15 protein-coding genes are annotated in these 14,737 nt (G+C 71.4%); 3 read left to right on the top strand and 12 right to left on the bottom strand.

The features are described from left to right. Positions 1-17: 17 nt before the first annotated feature. From RM704_RS11440 to RM704_RS11430, 3 genes are read right to left on the bottom strand one after another with little or no spacing between them, the layout of a single operon-like run. Positions 18-707, bottom strand: coding sequence for an ABC transporter permease (locus RM704_RS11440; RefSeq protein ID WP_033532705.1), 690 nt, complete (start codon positions 705-707; stop codon positions 18-20). Continuing rightward, positions 704-1,369: an ABC transporter permease gene (locus tag RM704_RS11435; protein WP_033532706.1), complete on the bottom strand. Its 666-nt coding sequence runs from the start codon at positions 1,367-1,369 to the stop codon at positions 704-706. Before RM704_RS11435 ends, RM704_RS11440 begins: the two co-directional genes overlap by 4 nt. Continuing rightward, positions 1,366-2,643, bottom strand: coding sequence for an ABC transporter ATP-binding protein (locus RM704_RS11430; protein ID WP_033532707.1), 1,278 nt, complete (start codon positions 2,641-2,643; stop codon positions 1,366-1,368). Before RM704_RS11430 ends, RM704_RS11435 begins: the two co-directional genes overlap by 4 nt. A gap of 266 nt (positions 2,644-2,909) precedes the next feature. Here RM704_RS11430 and RM704_RS11425 point away from each other — a divergent pair, with 266 nt between their 5' ends. Beyond that, on the top strand, positions 2,910-3,815 hold the full coding sequence (locus RM704_RS11425; protein WP_033532708.1) for an amidohydrolase family protein: 906 nt from the start codon (positions 2,910-2,912) through the stop codon (positions 3,813-3,815). A gap of 145 nt (positions 3,816-3,960) precedes the next feature. Then, the gene (locus tag RM704_RS11420; RefSeq protein WP_192829670.1) at positions 3,961-4,149 is read left to right on the top strand and encodes a hypothetical protein; all 189 of its coding nucleotides are present in this window, start codon (positions 3,961-3,963) and stop codon (positions 4,147-4,149) included. Here RM704_RS11420 and RM704_RS11415 read toward each other — a convergent pair. The 3 genes from RM704_RS11415 to RM704_RS11405 form a co-directional block, all read right to left on the bottom strand. Continuing rightward, entirely contained in the window at positions 4,121-5,551 is a 1,431-nt protein-coding gene (locus RM704_RS11415; RefSeq protein ID WP_033527799.1) for a cytochrome P450, read from the bottom strand. The two genes, RM704_RS11420 and RM704_RS11415, sit on opposite strands and share 29 nt — an antisense overlap. 163 nt (positions 5,552-5,714) lie before the next feature. Then, positions 5,715-6,350 carry a phosphoribosylanthranilate isomerase gene (locus RM704_RS11410; protein ID WP_052146076.1) on the bottom strand — a complete coding sequence of 212 codons (636 nt, stop codon included), beginning with the start codon at positions 6,348-6,350 and terminating at the stop codon, positions 5,715-5,717. Between the two features lie 82 nt (positions 6,351-6,432). Then, positions 6,433-7,677 carry a PucR family transcriptional regulator gene (locus RM704_RS11405; protein WP_192829671.1) on the bottom strand — a complete coding sequence of 415 codons (1,245 nt, stop codon included), beginning with the start codon at positions 7,675-7,677 and terminating at the stop codon, positions 6,433-6,435. Between the two features lie 360 nt (positions 7,678-8,037). Here RM704_RS11405 and RM704_RS11400 point away from each other — a divergent pair, with 360 nt between their 5' ends. Next, positions 8,038-8,901: a DUF4394 domain-containing protein gene (locus tag RM704_RS11400; protein WP_033527802.1), complete on the top strand. Its 864-nt coding sequence runs from the start codon at positions 8,038-8,040 to the stop codon at positions 8,899-8,901. A 135-nt stretch (positions 8,902-9,036) separates the two neighbouring features. Here the strand turns inward: RM704_RS11400 and RM704_RS11395 are convergent, their stop codons facing one another. The 6 genes from RM704_RS11395 to RM704_RS11370 form a co-directional block, all read right to left on the bottom strand. Beyond that, a complete protein-coding gene (locus tag RM704_RS11395) occupies positions 9,037-10,422 on the bottom strand; it encodes an LCP family protein (protein WP_192829672.1) in 1,386 nt (461 codons plus the stop codon). A 266-nt stretch (positions 10,423-10,688) separates the two neighbouring features. Beyond that, positions 10,689-11,075, bottom strand: a complete 387-nt coding sequence (locus RM704_RS11390) for a BlaI/MecI/CopY family transcriptional regulator (RefSeq protein WP_033527804.1) — start codon at positions 11,073-11,075, stop codon at positions 10,689-10,691. A gap of 168 nt (positions 11,076-11,243) precedes the next feature. Then, on the bottom strand, positions 11,244-11,678 hold the full coding sequence (locus RM704_RS11385) for a DUF7144 family membrane protein (protein WP_033527805.1): 435 nt from the start codon (positions 11,676-11,678) through the stop codon (positions 11,244-11,246). 46 nt (positions 11,679-11,724) lie between these two features. Next, positions 11,725-12,195 (bottom strand): SHOCT domain-containing protein, encoded by a 471-nt coding sequence (locus RM704_RS11380; protein WP_033527806.1) that lies wholly within the window; start codon positions 12,193-12,195, stop codon positions 11,725-11,727. A 113-nt stretch (positions 12,196-12,308) separates the two neighbouring features. Beyond that, positions 12,309-13,598 (bottom strand): hypothetical protein, encoded by a 1,290-nt coding sequence (locus RM704_RS11375; RefSeq protein ID WP_033527807.1) that lies wholly within the window; start codon positions 13,596-13,598, stop codon positions 12,309-12,311. Between the two features lie 249 nt (positions 13,599-13,847). After that, positions 13,848-14,555 carry an HdeD family acid-resistance protein gene (locus tag RM704_RS11370; protein WP_033527808.1) on the bottom strand — a complete coding sequence of 236 codons (708 nt, stop codon included), beginning with the start codon at positions 14,553-14,555 and terminating at the stop codon, positions 13,848-13,850. Positions 14,556-14,737: the final 182 nt, after the last annotated feature.

The following is a 14,737-nucleotide window of genomic DNA, read 5'->3' as shown; positions in this document are numbered from 1 at the left end:
GAATGTTCCTCTCTGGTTCAGGACTTCGACGCCGAGACCCTGAGGCCCGGCGAGACGACGACGCGTCGCAACGCGGTGAACACGATCTGGACGACGAGCGCGAGGACGACCACGACCGTGGAGCCGCCGATCACCAACTCGTAGTCGTTGCGGGAGAGTCCGTCGACGATGTAGCGGCCCAGGCCGCCCAGGCCGGGGTACGCGGCGACCGTCGCGGTGGCCACGACCTGGATCGCGGCGACCCGCAGGCCCAGGAGGATCAGGGGCAGCGCCATCGGCACCTCGACCCGGGTCAGGACCTCCCACGCGGTCATGCCGACGCCGCGCGCGGCGTCCCGTGTGGCGGGGTCGACGCCCCGTACGCCCTCGAAGGTGTTGATCAGGATCGGCGGCACCGCGAGCGCGACGAGGGCGACCAGGACGGGCGCGGTGCTGAGTCCGGCGAGCGTGACGACGAGGACGACCAGGCCGAAGGTGGGGATCGCGCGGGCGAGGTTCGCCACGCTGGCCACGGCGAAGGCGCCCCGGCCGGTGTGCCCGACGAGCAGTCCGAAGGTCAGCCCGATGACGGCGGCGAACAGCAACGACAGTCCGCTGTAGGTGAGATGCTCCAGGAGCCGCTGGGGGATGCCCTCGTCGCCGTGCCACTGCGCCGAGGAGGTCAGCCAGTCCCCCACGAGCTCCATCTGGTTCAGGAAGTCGTTCATGCCGACGTCACCTTGTTCCGGGACCACGGGGTGAGCAGTCGTTGCGCCAGGACCAGCAACGCGTCGGTGGCGAGCGCCAGCAGCATGATCAGGACGATCGCGGTCACGATCGGGGTGGGGAAGTCGAGTTGGAGGCCGCGGGTGATGTAGTAGCCGAGGCCGCCCTGCCCGATCAGCTGTCCCACGGCGACGAGGCTGATGGAGGAGACCGCGGCGACGCGTACGCCGGCGATGACGACGGGCACGGCGATCGGCAGCTCCACCTGGACGACCCTGCGTACGGCGCCGAAGCCCATCGCGGTCGCCGCGAGCCGGACGGGTTCGGGGACCGAGGCGAGTCCGTCGACGACGTTGGGGACGAGTACGGACAGGGTGTAGAGCGTCAGCGGGATCATCACGGTCTGTTCGGTCAGCCCCGTGTACCGGACGAAGATCATGAACAGGGCGAGCGACGGGATCGAGTACAGGATGTTGGACACGGTCAGCACCGGCGGGTAGAGCCAGCGCCAGCGGTGGCACAGGATGCCGAGCGGCACGGAGACGATCAGTCCGAACAGCACGGGCAGCAGGCCGAGTCGGAGGTGGATGCCGGTGTACTCGGCGAGTTCGCCGGTGTGATCGGCGATCCACTGCCATCGGACGAGCGGTTCGTCCCCGGTCATCGGTCGACACCGCCCTGGGTGTCCACGGCTGCGGACTTGTCGACGGCTGCGGGCTTGTCGACGGCTGCGGGCTTGTCGACGGCTGCGGGGTTGTCGACGGCCGGGGTCTTCGGCGTCGGCACCCCGGCCGAATCCTCCGAACCGGCCGCACCGGCTGCACCTGCCGTACCTGCCGAGCCGTCCGAACCGGCCGCGGTCGCCGCCGTCGAGAGTTCGTGCGCGTCCACGACTCCGGCGACCGCGCCCTCCGCGTCGACGGCGACGGCGAGACGGGCGGGTGAGAGGAGGGCCGAGTCGAGGGCGGCTCGTGCCGAGTCACCGGCCAGGCTGAACGTGTGACCGAGGGGGGTCAGGGGGGCGTCGGCGAGGGTGCCGGTCGACGGGAGGCCGGCGGTGGCGGCCCAGCCGAGCGGTCGGCGCGCTTCATCGACGACGAGCACCCAGGGCGCGTCCGCCGCCCGCGCCTCCGCGACAGGAGCCCCGGACGGCAGCACCGGGCCGTCCCGCAGCGGCAGTCGGGCCGCGTCGACGAAGGAGAGCCTGCGGATGCCCCGGTCCTGGCCCACGAAGTCGGCCACGAAGTCGTCGGCGGGGCTGCCGAGCAGCCGCTCGGGGGTGTCGAACTGGGCGAGTCTGCCGCCGGTGCGGAACACCGCGATGTTGTCGCCGAGCCTGATCGCCTCGTCGATGTCATGGGTGACGAACACGATCGTCTTGTGGAGCTCCTTCTGCAGCCGGATGAACTCGGCCTGCAACTCCGCACGCACGATCGGGTCGACGGCGCTGAACGGCTCGTCCATCAGCAGCACCGGCGGGTCGGCGCCCAGCGCCCTGGCCACGCCGACGCGCTGCTGCTGCCCGCCGGAGAGCTGGTTGGGGTAGCGCTTGGCCATCTCGGCGGGCAGACCCACGAGTTCGAGCAGTTCGGCGGCCCGGGCCCGCGCCTTCTTGCGGCCCCAGCCCAGCAGCAGCGGAACCGTGGCTATGTTGTCCAGGATCGTGCGATGCGGGAACAGTCCCGCGTGCTGGATCACGTATCCGATGCCCCGGCGCAGCTCGGGCGCGTTGACCTCCCGGATGTCCCGGCCGCGCAGGCTCACCGTGCCGGTGGTCGGCTCCACCATGCGGTTGATCATGCGCAGGGTGGTGGTCTTGCCGCAGCCGGAAGGACCGACCAGGACCGTGATGCCGCCCTCGGCCAGCTCCAGGGACAGGTCGTCCACCGCTGTCGTGCCGTTGGGATACTTTTTGCTCACCGCGTCGAATCTGATCAAGACTGCCCCTTACCCGACTGCATATAGCCATTCAGAGTCGTCGGTGAGTGAATGACAGTCAATGGAATTCCGTGAACGGCACGTTACGTTCACACCAAGCCGCACCGTGGGTGCCCGATATCCCTGCCTTCTACGGATTTACTCCCTCGCATGAGGGACCACGACGACGGCACCGGGGAGGTACCGTTCGGCGCGGGCCCGCTACCGGGTGGTCGTTCCCCGCGCGCCCTGACCGGGGAAGCGCCGGCCTTGGTGGGAGGAGCGTCATGACCAACTGCGACGTGCACCAGCATCTGTGGACCCCCTCGCTGGTGGCGGCCCTCAGGTCACGCCGCGAGCCGCCGTTCCTGGACGGCTGGACCCTGTTCCTCGACGGCGAGCCGCCCTACGAGCTCCCGCCCGCCGATCATGACATCGCCCGCCGTACCGAGCTCGCCGACAGCGACGGCCTGGGCCGGGCCCTGGTCTCGCTCTCCTCCCCGATCGGTGTGGAGTGGCTGCCCGCGGCGGAGGCGCGCCCCCTGCTCGACGCCTACCACGAGGGCTCCGCGGCGCTCCCCGAACCGTTCGGCGCCTGGGCCGCGGCCTGCGTACGGGACATCGACGCGAGGGCGACCGCCGCGGACCTCGACCGGGGCTTCGCCGGTCTCCAGCTCCCGGCGAACGCCCTTGCCGACGCGGCAGGTTATGCCCGCTGCGCCCCGCTCCTCGACCTCCTCGAAGAGCGCGACCTCCCCCTGTTCGTCCACCCGGGCCCCGCGCCGGGCGGCGCCGAGGGGCCCGGCTGGTGGCCCGCGATGGTCCCCTACGTCCAGCAGATGCACGCCGCGTGGTTCGCCTTCCGCGCCTTCGGCCGCCCCCGCCACCCCCGGTTGCGGGTCTGCTTCGCCCTGCTGGCCGGGCTCGCCCCGCTGCACGGGGAGCGCTTCGCCGCCCGCGGCGACGGCCGTGACGCCGGGGTGGACCCGGGCGTGTTCGTGGAGACGTCGTCCTACGGTCCGACGGCCGTCGAAGCCGTGGTGCGCGCCCTGGGCGTGGAAGCCGTCGTCCAGGGCTCGGACCGCCCCTACGCCGAGCCGCCCCAGCAGCCCGGCTTCGGACTGGGCGGAGCGGCCGCGTACGCCTTCCGCATCACCAATCCGCGCCACCTGCTCACAGGCACGGCCGACTGAAACCGGCGAGCCCGACCGGCACGGAGGGCCGAGACCGGCGAGGCCGCGCCCCGCCACCCCCGGTTGGGTCTGCTTCCCCACGCTGACCCGGGCTCGCCCCGTCCTGGAGACGCCGTCCTACGGCCCGACGGCCGACGCAACCGTGATGCGCGCCCTGGGCGTGGAAGCCGTCGCGCAGGGCTTCGACCGCCGCTACGCCGAGCCGTCGCCGCAGCAGCCCGGCTTCGGACTGCTGACCGGCGAGTCGAGGACCCGGGAGCCCGCGCCCAACCGTCCCGCGCGGGACAGTTGGGCGCCGGCGTCGATCAGCGGCCGGGGCGGATCAGCCCCGTGAGATAGCGCCACAGCGAGGAGCGCTGCCGGGCGGCCACGTCCGGTGTCACCGTCTCCGTCTCGCCCGTGTCGCCCGCACCCGAATCCCCCGACTCCGTCGGCTCCGCCATCGGCCCTTCGGCGAACGGCGCGAGTTCGTACCGTACGGGCAGCGAGCGCAGGCCCCGCATGAAGGGCGAGGAACGCCAGGGCAGTTGGTCGACGGGGAGGGCGAGGTCCAGGTTGGCGAACCGCTCGAACAACCGGCCCACACCGACCGCCGCGACCGTCGAGGCCAGCTCGCGGGCCGGGCACTGACGCGGGCCGGCCCCCCAGGACAGGTGCGCCCGGGTGCTGACCGTGGTGCTGGGGGCCACATGGTCGGCGAAGAGCGGGTCGGCGTGCGCCGCGGCGGAGGAGACCCAGACCGGGTCACCCGCGCGGATCGTGTAGTTGCCGAGTCTGGTGTCGGCGGCGGCGAACCTCGGCACGAAGTTGACCAGCGGCGGCTTGCGCATGACGACCCGGTTCATGGCCTCCCGGACCATCCCGGCCGAGAGGCTGGCCCGCACGCTGTCCTCGCCGGAGAGGACCTCGACGACCGTGTTGGAGACGAGGATGCCGACATGGTCGGAGGTCATGCCGAGCAGCATGAAGAGTTCGCGGGCCAACTCGTCGAGCGAGAGGTCCGGGTGGGCGGCCAGCAGATAGGAGGGGAAGTCCTCGCCCGGCGTCTTCAGCTTCAGCTCGGCGAGCTCGGCCAGCGCGCCCAGCAGCCGGTCCAGGGCGGGCCCCGCGTCGGGACCCGCGTCCAGTACCCGCCACATGTCCATCAGGGCGTCGTCGCCCTGGGAGCCGGGAAAGCCCAGCAGATGGCTGGCCACCATGAGCGGCAGGGGCCGGGAGAACTGGGCGGACAGGTCCGCCAGCCCCGTGCCGCCCGCCTGGCCCATGAGCGTGATCAGCTCGTCGGCGTAGGCGGTGACGGCCGCCTTCAGCCGCTTGGCCTGCGGGTTGCGCGGGTCCTGGAAGGGCTTGAGTGCCTGGTCCCACGCGGTCCGCAGGCTCCGGTAGCCGGGACCGCCCTGGATGAGTACGTGGTTGACCTCCAGGGAGGGGCCGAGCGGCCAGTCGGCGGGGACCCGGCCCTCGGTCCTGGCCCGCCAGTTCTCCAGGCCCTTGGGCCAGCCGGCGTCGTCCTGGAGCACCTGGAGCGCCTCGCGGTAGCCCAGCACCAGCCAGGCGGGGACGCCGAGCAGATCGACCGGCGCCACCGCGCCGTGCCGCTGCCTCAGCCGCTCGTACACCAGCGACGGACGCGTCTCGTAGTCCCGGGTCAGCAACGGTTCCGGAGACATCTCCTCCAACCCCGCACCGTCCAGCTCCACGGACACACCCTCACCCGACCGGGTTTCCCTCACCATGCCGCCCCTCCGACACTCCCCGTACCGACCCACCTTCATTCGGTAGCCGGAACGCTGGGACCCTACCCCAGGGTCACTTCCGGGGGAACGCCGGGCGGCACCACTCACAGCTCCGGCCCCGTGACGCACAGCCGCAACGCGGGGGCACCGCTGCCGCCGTCCGTCACCTCCCGGAGCGGGCCGCCCTGATGAACTCCCTGATCAGAGCGTGGTCCTTGACGCCTCGGTGCTGCTCCACACCACTGGAGACATCGACGCCCCAGGGATCGGTGGCGGCGACGGCGTCGCGCACGTTCTCCGGGGTGAGGCCGCCGGCGAGGAGCCATTTCTCCCCGGAGCCCGCCAGCGGCTTGCTCGCCCAGTCCCAGGCGATGCCCGAGCCGGGGACGGGGGCGTCGAGAAGGAGCATGTCCTCTCCGAACTCGCCGCAGCGCGGTACGGAGTCGCCGAACGCGGCGGCACGGATCAGTGTCCGGTCCTCGGTCGCCAGCTCGTCGTAGTAGGCACGGTCGTCGGGGCCGTGCAGCTGGATCGCCCGGATCCCCGACTCGGCGGCCAGGGAGCGCACGTCCTCCAGGGGCTCCTGGCGGAAGACGCCCACCGTCAGGACGTGCTCCGGCACGCGGCGGCTCAGCCGTGCGGCGGTCGCGGCGTCGATTCGGCGCGGGCTGGCCGAGAAGACGAAGCCGATGGCGTCGGCGCCCGCCTCGACGGCGGTGTCGACGTCCTGCTCGGTCTTCAGACCGCAGATCTTGATGAAGAGGGAGTCACTGTTGCTCACAGGCCCAGCCTGCCGCATCGGCGACGACGCGGGAACGGCGGCCGTCCCCTCCGGGAGGCCGACGCGTGAACGGCCGCCGCGAGGACCGCGCGCCACAGGGTCAGCGCCACGCTCCCGACAGACGCCGGGTGACGGCCGCGCTGAGTGTCCGCACCCCCCGGGTCGAGCCGGGGTCGATGCCGGTGAGCTCCCGCGCCCGGCGCAGGCGGTAGTCGAGGGTGCGGGTGTGGACGTTCAGGGCGGTCGCCGTGGCGCCGCGGTGCATGTCGTGGCGGTAGTACGTGTCGAGCGTGATCAGCAGGTCCGGGCCGGCGGCCAGCCGGTCGGACAGTGCGCGCAACCAGGCGTCGACGAACGGCACGTCGGCGACGGCGAGTTCGACGAAGAGGTCCGCCAGGGTGTGCGGCCGCAGCCGGGCGGAGGCCCGGCGCAGCGGGGCGGTGTCACTGATCCGCCGGGCTCTGTCGAGCGCGTCGGACAGTTCGGGCAGCGGCGCGGTGGCGGTGCCGACGGCGCAGGGCCGGGCGAGGGCCCGGGCCACATCCCGGACGAGGTCCGCCACATGCTCCGGGGCGAGGTCGGGCAGGAGGTCGAAAACGGTGTGCTCCGGCACATTCTCATCCCCTGCGGCACCGGAATGCACGGGGACGAGAGCGATCAGCTCACCGCTCCCGTCACCGCCCCGCGAACCCCATACGACGGGGGCCCGGTGACTCTTCACCAGTGTTTCGATCTCGTTTTCCAGGATGCGGTCGACGGGGGGAGGGTCCGGCAGTCGGAACACCGTCACCGCATACCGGTCCGGCAGTTCCATGTCGACGGCCTCGGCGAGTTCCGCCGCTATCGGGTCCCCGTTCAGCAATGACCGGGCCAGCAGGGCGACCTGTTCGACGTACGGCATTCGACGGCGCAGCACACGGACGAATCCCTGACGGTAGGCGCCGATGCCGCGTTCCCCCTGCGGGGCGAACCAGGTCATCATCCGCATGAGTTCGTCCACACCGGCGCGGCGTTGGGCCTCGGTCGCCTCGTTGATCTCGCGCAGCATGAGCGCGGTGTGCACCCGCAGCACCTGCTGCCGCGCGTCGAGCGACATGCCCGCGCCCGCCCGCAGTTCCCCCATGGACGCGATGTACTCGAGATCGTCGTCGCTCAACTCGCTGTTGTCCGGCGACAGTTCGACAGTGCGGTGCCGGATCCAGACCGCGTGGTCCAATGTCTCGGCCCGCGCCCGGGGGTCCTTGTGCAGGAACCCGAACTCCGCGATCTCGCGTGCGTACGTCTCTACCTCCCGGCGGGCGTTGGTCGACGCCTGGCGGGCCAGTTCGGCGAAGAGGCTCCCCATGGACGCGAGCATGTCATTCCGGTCGAACGGGCCGACAGTCGAGATCCGGACGGCGTTCATCACTCCGCATAAATCGGCGGCAAGTGGGCCGACCAGGTTTTTGTCACCGTGCGCAAAATTCCCGGATCGGGTCGTTTCCGTCACGGCTTCCGCTTGTGTAGGAGTCGTAAAGCGGCCTTAATGAGAGCCGCGTACCCGCCCGTGGGGGAAGAACGCCGCAATCATTCCGGCTCGGCTTCGGAGCGATTCCGGCAATCAGTACGGGCCGGCGTACGGAAATTCCTCAACCGAGCGTCGGACATGGACGCACGCCCAAACGGGAGGGAAACTCCGATGAAAGCAGGCACGCGAAAGAGAATCATGGCGGCGATGGCGGTCATGGTCACGTCGACCGCGCTCATGCTCGGCGCGCCGGGCACCGGCTCGGCCGCCCCCGCCGCCGCCCCCAGTCTCCGCGCCTACGGGATCACCGGTGACGGCACCCTGATGGCCGCGTTCTGGACCGACCGGGCGGACGTGCTCAACTGGGTCAGAGCCGTCACCGGCCTCAGCGGCGACACGGCCCTGATCGGCATCGACTTCCGGGTGCAGAACGGCGTGCTGTACGGCGTGGGCAACAAGGGGGGCATCTACACGATCACCATCCCGACGGGCAGCCAGGACGTCGTGGTCACCAAGGTGTCCCAGCTCCAGTACGCGCTGAACGGCACGAACTTCGGCGTCGACTTCAACCCGGCGGCCGACCGGCTGCGCGTGATCAGCGACAACGGCCAGAATCTGCGGCACAACCTCAACGACCACACGACGATCCAGGACCTGAACCTCACCACCCCGCCGATCGAGGGCACGACCAAGGGCGTCTCCGCCGCCGCCTACACCAACAACGACCTCGACGGATCCACGGCGACCACGCTGTTCGACGTCAACACGACCAGCGACCAGGTCGTCATCCAGTCCCCGGCCAACAACGGCACGCTCGCCGCGACCGGCAACCTCGGCATCGATGCCCAGATCAACGCCGGCATGGACATCTACAGCACCCTGAGCGGCGGCAAGACGGTGGACAACACCGCCTTCGCCACGCTCACCGCCTACGGCGCGAGCACGCCCTCCCTCTACACCGTCAACGTCTTCACCGGGCAGCTCACGCTCGTGAACGACGCCGCGAAGTCCAAGTTCCCCCTGAACATCACGGACCTGGCCGTCTCCCTGACCGGTAGCTGATCCCCCCGATCTCACCCTCGCCGCGGCCGGCCACCACCGGACCGCGGCGAGGCCGCGAGGAGGGCGACGGCCTGCCCGTCACGACGAGCCCGTCCTCGCGGCCCCGTCGTCACATCCCCGCCGCCACAGCCCCGTTCACCGCAGTTCCTCCAGATCGAGATCCGACCCCACCACCAGGGTCACCACCCCCGCCGCCGCGTCCGCGGACCGTGTGGCCTTGGCGTCGGGCAGCCGTGAGGCGAGGACCCTCGCCTGCTTGGCCAGGTCGGCCGGATGGGCGACCGTGGTGGTGTCCGTGTTCTCGGGCGCGTTGCCCGTGCCGACGACGGTGAACCCCGCCTCGCGCAGCTTCTCGGCGACGGCGGCGGCCCGCCCGGAGACGCCGGTGCCGTTGAGGACCTGGACCCGCACGTCGGAGGCGTAGATCAGGTCGTCCTTGGCCTGTGCCTGGAGTGTCTTCTTGTCGACCTCCTTGTCGTTGGCCAGGGAGGTGAACAGATCGGCGGCCTGCGGGTACTGCCAGACGATGTTGGCCCTGTCGGTGGGGACGTCGGCCTCACGGGGGTAGTTGGGGACGGTCAGGAAGGTCAGCCGGTCGCTCGGGATGCCCTTGAGCTGGGAGGCGAGGTCGTAGAGCGGGTCGATACCGTCGAGATCCTCGTCCGTGGTCAGCGACTTGGTGGCGGACTGCAGGAAGTCGTAGAGCGAGGTGGGGCTGGTCAGACGGGACTTGGCCTTGGCCGCCAGGGTCTCCATGAACTCCTGCTGCCGGCCGATGCGCCCGATGTCGGAACCGTCGCCGACGGCGTAGCGGGTCCGCACGTAGCCGAGTGCCGTCTCCCCGTCGACGGTCTGGCAGCCGGCCTCCATGTCCAGGAGGGCGTTGTCGTCCTTGATGGCCTGCTCGGGGCAGACCTCGATGCCGTCCAGCGCGTCGACCATGCCCTTGAAGCCTTGGAAGTCGACGGACATGAAGTTGTCGATGCGCAGACCTGTGTTGGCCTCGACCGTCCTGATCGAGCAGGCGGCCGCGCCGGCGACCTCGCCGGTCGCGCCGCCGATCGCGAACGCCTCGTTGATCTTCGCCAGGTGCGGTCCCGACGTACTGCCGTCGCCCTTCTCGCACGCCGCTATCTCGACCCAGGAGTCACGCGGGAACGACACCACGGTGGCCCACTCCCGGTTCGCGGGGAGGTGCAGCACCATGAGGGTGTCGGACTGCATGGTGGTCAGGTCCTTGCCGTACTTCGCGTTGGCCCCGTCGCGGCTGTCCGAGCCGACCACCATGATGTTCTTCGAGCCCGGGCTCAGATTGACCGGGCGGTCCCCGCCGAGCTTGCCGTCGACGTCGGCGCCCGTGATGTTGTTGTCCAGGTCCTTGTAGACCCAGGCCCCCACCCCGCCGACACCGAGGACGAGCAGTGCCGCGCCGCCGGCGAGCCAGCTCACCGTCCGGCCCCGTCGTGTCAGCCGCGTGCCCCCGCCTCCGGCACCCGCGCGCCGCCTGCCCGTACCACTCACCGGCCCTCCCCCGCCTCGGCCGCACCCGGCCGGTCGACTACCCCCTGGACGTCCGGCGGTCGTGATCACCGAACGCGCAGGACTCTACATGCATGTAGATATACGGATCAGCGCCGCGCGCGACTCACCACGCCCCGCACGCACGAACGTCACAGAGGCGTCGCAGCGTACAGAAGGACGACCGTCGTCACGTCCGAGTCGCCCGGGAACACCCTCGGGACGACCGCGCCCCACGGCAGCGCGAACCGCGCCTCCTGCGCCAGGCCTCAGTCGTCCCCTTCGCCCTTCGCCCGGCCGAGGAGCTCACGCAGCAGCCGCTCGTCGCCCGGTTCCAGGGAGGTGACGAAGCTGGCCAGCACCGCCCCGCGATCCCGCTCCCCGTCGAGGACCCTGCGCATCCGGTGCGCGGCCAGACCCGCCTGGTCGGAGGCCGGCGTCCACACGAAGGAACGGCCGGAGCGCTCCCGGGTCACCGCGCCCTTGGCCAGCAGCCGGGTGAGGATCGTGCTCACGGTCGTATGGGCGAGGTCCCCGCCGAGGCGCTCGCGCACCCACCCCGCGCTCTCGGGGCCGTCCCCCTCGCGCAGCGCGGACAGGACGAGCGCCTCCAGCTCCCCCTGGCCCCGACGCCTGGGACGCCGCTGGTCCGTCACGCCCGGTCTCCCTTCCGCCACGCCCGATCGCGGCCGCCTCACGATCTACAGGATTGTAGAAGGAGAGGCGCCGAAGCGCCCCACCTGTCTTCTGCGGCTCTGTAGATGTCACGGGACCGTCCACGCCGCTCCCGCCACGACGACCCGTCCCTCGGCGGAGCCGGTCCCTCAGCGGAGCGCGTCTGCGGAATCGTCCCGCCTGACCACGCACAGGGCCCAGATGATGAAGGCCGAGAAGGCGATCATCACGATGGACCAGACGGGGTAGTACGGCAGGGACAGGAAGTTGGCGATGATGATCAGGCCGGCGATGGCGACGCCTCCGACGCGGGCCCACAGGGACTCCTGGAAGAGGCCCAGACTGACGAGCACGGCCACGGCGCCCAGGGCGAGGTGGACCCAGCCCCAGCCGGTGAGATCGAACTGGAAGACGTAGTCCTGGGTGGAGACGAAGACGTCGTCCTCGGCGATGGCCATGACGCCCCGGCAGATGTCGAGGACGCCCGCGATCATGAGCATGACGGCGGCGAAGGCCGTCAGCCCCTCGGCGAAGGGCCGTGACCGCTTCGTCGAGTGCACGCGTCCGGTGTGTGTGGCGGTCATACCGTTGCCTCGATTCGGTGTCGTGCGGTGGGTGTCGGGTCGGTGGTCAGCGTCCGGCGGCGGTCGGGCCGGTGCCCGTGCCCGCCGAAGCTCCGTGGCCGCTCAGGACCAGTTCCTTCGCGCGGCGGAACTCGTCGTCCGTGATGTCACCGCGTGAACGGATCTCGGACAGCCTGGCGAGCTCGTCGACGCTGCTGGATCGTCCCTCGCCGCCCGTGGCCGTCTGCCGGATGTAGTCGTCGAAGGCCGCCTGCTGAGCGCGCGCCTGTGCCACCTCGCGGCGGCCCATGTTCTTGCCCCGGGCGATCACGTAGACGAACACGCCCAGGAACGGCAGCAGGATCGTGAGGACCAGCCATCCCGCCTTGGCCCAGCCGCTCATGTCGTCGTCGCGGAAGATGTCGACGACGACCCGGAAGAGCAGCACGAACCACATGATCCACAGGAACAGCAGGAGCATGGACCAGAAGACGCTCAACAGCGGGTAGTCGTACGCCAGGTACGTCGGACCACTCATGTCTCTCCTCCGTCCCGGGCGTTCGCCCGGCAGGTGTTCTGCCGTCCTCGGCGTGCCCGCGGCGCCAGGGTCGGCGCCTTTCTCAGCGTGCCCACGACCGGAGCCGGTCGGCCTCACCCCGGGCGGGTGAGACCGGCCTCGTCCAAAGCGGGGTCGGCCGCGGCGGCGGCCACCGCCACGAGCGCCAGTACGACCACGACCAGGACGGCCACGAGGACGACCGCGCCGACCGTGGGGTGGTTCCAGAGCAGGAGGGCCAGCGCGCCCGCGCCGAGGACGACGCCGGTGGTCCAGCGGGGGTGGGCCGCCAGTCGGCGTCCGGTCCGGCCGGTGCTCATTCCGGCGTGCCGCAGCGACCGCCCGGCCGCCGTGGTTCCGCGCAGGGCCAGGGCCCGCACCCGGCGGGCCACCCGCCCGGGACCGTACAGATAGGCGGCGAGCGCCGTGGCCAGGAAGACGACGAGCAGGGTGCGCGTACTGTCCCGCAGGAAGCGCAGGAAGGTGTCGAAGATGGCCCCGGCGGCGTCGGGCGGCAGGGCCGAGGGAGGGACGGCGTCCAGGTAGACACGGCGGACGACGGCCAGCGCGACGAGCAGCACGACCATCATCACGCTGATGCCGAGGGCTGTGATCAGCAGCATCACCCGGTGGCCGGGCGCGGTCCACACCGCCAGGGCGGCGAGGGCGATCGTGATGACGGGCAGCCAGGTGCCGAGGATGTTCAGCAGCCGCATGGCGTCCTGCGCCTTGCCCAGTTCGTCGGTGTGGAAGAGGGTGACCGTCCGGTCGCTGTCGGGGATGGCGGCGGCCTTGTCGAAGCCCGCGTCCACGAGACGCTCGCGGACCTGGTCGACGACGACGCCGACGTCGAGCTGGATCGTGTCGCCGGTGGCGCGCAGCGCGCCTTCCCGCTCGCCGGTGAGCATGTGCACCACGGCAGCGTGTGCCCGCCGGTTCGAGCCCTCCCAGACCTGTTGGAAGAACTCGCTGGTGATGACCCGGGTGACGTTGCGGTCCACGACGGTCCGCACGACGGAGCGCAACGGACCGTCGAGGGCCTCGGCACCCGCCACGACCTGCGGCGGCGCGCCGTTGTCGGCGAGCACCTTGGTGAGGGCGTCCGTCACCGCCTCGACGTCCACGTTCTTGACGACCTCGTCGGTCAGCCGGTTGATCACGACGTTCTGTATCGCCGGGTCGGACGCCAGCGGAGCGACCGTCTCGACGTACCGGTCGGTGTCGGCGACGGTGTCCTGCACCCAGGCCGCGACGACGGCGAGGGGCGCGAGCAGCAGGGTCACCACGAGCAGAACCGCGGCCCCCGCCTTGCGCAACCGCCGGTGCCGCACCCCGGCATGCCGCCGCAACCGCTCGTACTCGGCACGCTCCTCGGAGCTGAGCACATGCCCACCCGGCCCGGCTCCCGGGCCCCCACCACCCGCCCCGACCCCACCGCCCGGTTCGGCACCCCCACCTGGGCCGGTCCCCCCGCCAGGGCCCGGCCCGCTCTTCGCGCCGGCGGCATCCCCGCCGGCCGAGCCGGTCTCGTCCCCCGGTCCGTCGCCGGCGGCCGGTTCGGAGTGCGGTGGTACGGAGTCGTTGCCCGGGAACATGGCTCCTCCTCGGGGTTGTACTCGGGGTGGTGCGGAGAGTCAGAGGGCGCCAGTGGTCGATGCCCGGGAGCCCGTGAGACCCGCCCGGCGGAGGGCGGCGCGCCAGGCCAGGGCGACCGTCGCCTCGGCGAGGCCGAGCAGGACGAGCCACAGGCCGAGCAGTCGGGTCAGGGCCGTGGCCGACTCGGTCGGCAGGGCCAGCACCACGATCCCCGCGACGATGCCGAGCACCGCCACGCCGAGGACGAAGCCCCGGTGGGGCATGTTCTTGGCGGCGAGGGCGGTGTAGAGCGTGAGGATGCCGGTCGCCAGCCAGACGATCCCCACGATCAGCGAGAGCGCGGTGATGGTCTGCAGCGGGTTCCGCAGGCAGAGGACGCCGGCCAGGACGTACAGCAGCGCGAGGAGCAGCCCGGGCAGGCGCTCGCCCGGCTCGTCCCGGGCGAAGACGTCGACGAACCGGAACACCCCGATCGCGAGCAGGTACAGCCCGAGCAGGACCGCGAGCACGTGCAGGGTCCCGTCCGGCCAGACCAGGATGATGACGCCCGGCCCGAGCGTGGCCAGCGCCGAACCCAGGATCCACTTCCAGGAGCGGCCGACCCTCCCCAGCGTCTCCGCCGGGTCCCCCGGCGCTCCGGAAGCCCCTCCACCGCGCCCAGGGACCGCCCCGGACCTCGCCCCGGCCTCACCGGGCCTGTAGTCGTCCGCCCCGGTACGCGGTGCCGGGCCAGGGGACTCGGTCATGGCTCCTCCTCGCGTCCTCGCGGCCGAACGGGCCGCTTCGGCGCCGTCGGCGACTTCGGCGCGCGACGGTGCGCGGTGACCTCATCGGGCCAGCGTCGCGCCCCGCCACCGCCTCTCGGATCACCCCCGGCGGGTGATCCGAGAGCACCGAACGGCCGAGGAGGGTGGACGGTACGCCGCCG

This window comes from Streptomyces gottesmaniae, assembly GCF_031845845.1.
In the GTDB taxonomy this organism is placed as follows: domain Bacteria; phylum Actinomycetota; class Actinomycetes; order Streptomycetales; family Streptomycetaceae; genus Streptomyces; species Streptomyces akebiae.
Note: the sequence above shows the minus strand (reverse complement) of the source record. Positions and strands in the feature narration are given on the sequence as shown.

Bases quoted from the DNA above. Each gene is read 5' to 3' on its own strand.
- RM704_RS11370 (WP_033527808.1), bottom strand. From the start codon at position 14,555: ATGACCGAGTCCCCTGGCCCGGCACCGCGTACCGGGGCGGACGACTAC.
- RM704_RS11410 (WP_052146076.1), bottom strand. From the start codon at position 6,350: ATGCGGCAGGCTGGGCCTGTGAGCAACAGTGACTCCCTCTTCATCAAG.
- RM704_RS11420 (WP_192829670.1), top strand. From the start codon at position 3,961: ATGCGCGCCCTGGGCGTGGAAGCCGTCGCGCAGGGCTTCGACCGCCGC.
- RM704_RS11440 (WP_033532705.1), bottom strand. From the start codon at position 707: ATGAACGACTTCCTGAACCAGATGGAGCTCGTGGGGGACTGGCTGACC.
- RM704_RS11400 (WP_033527802.1), top strand. From the start codon at position 8,038: ATGGCGGCGATGGCGGTCATGGTCACGTCGACCGCGCTCATGCTCGGC.
- RM704_RS11425 (WP_033532708.1), top strand. From the start codon at position 2,910: ATGACCAACTGCGACGTGCACCAGCATCTGTGGACCCCCTCGCTGGTG.
- RM704_RS11415 (WP_033527799.1), bottom strand. From the start codon at position 5,551: ATGGTGAGGGAAACCCGGTCGGGTGAGGGTGTGTCCGTGGAGCTGGAC.
- RM704_RS11385 (WP_033527805.1), bottom strand. From the start codon at position 11,678: ATGACCGCCACACACACCGGACGCGTGCACTCGACGAAGCGGTCACGG.
- RM704_RS11435 (WP_033532706.1), bottom strand. From the start codon at position 1,369: ATGACCGGGGACGAACCGCTCGTCCGATGGCAGTGGATCGCCGATCAC.
- RM704_RS11380 (WP_033527806.1), bottom strand. From the start codon at position 12,195: ATGAGTGGTCCGACGTACCTGGCGTACGACTACCCGCTGTTGAGCGTC.
- RM704_RS11405 (WP_192829671.1), bottom strand. From the start codon at position 7,677: ATGGGGAGCCTCTTCGCCGAACTGGCCCGCCAGGCGTCGACCAACGCC.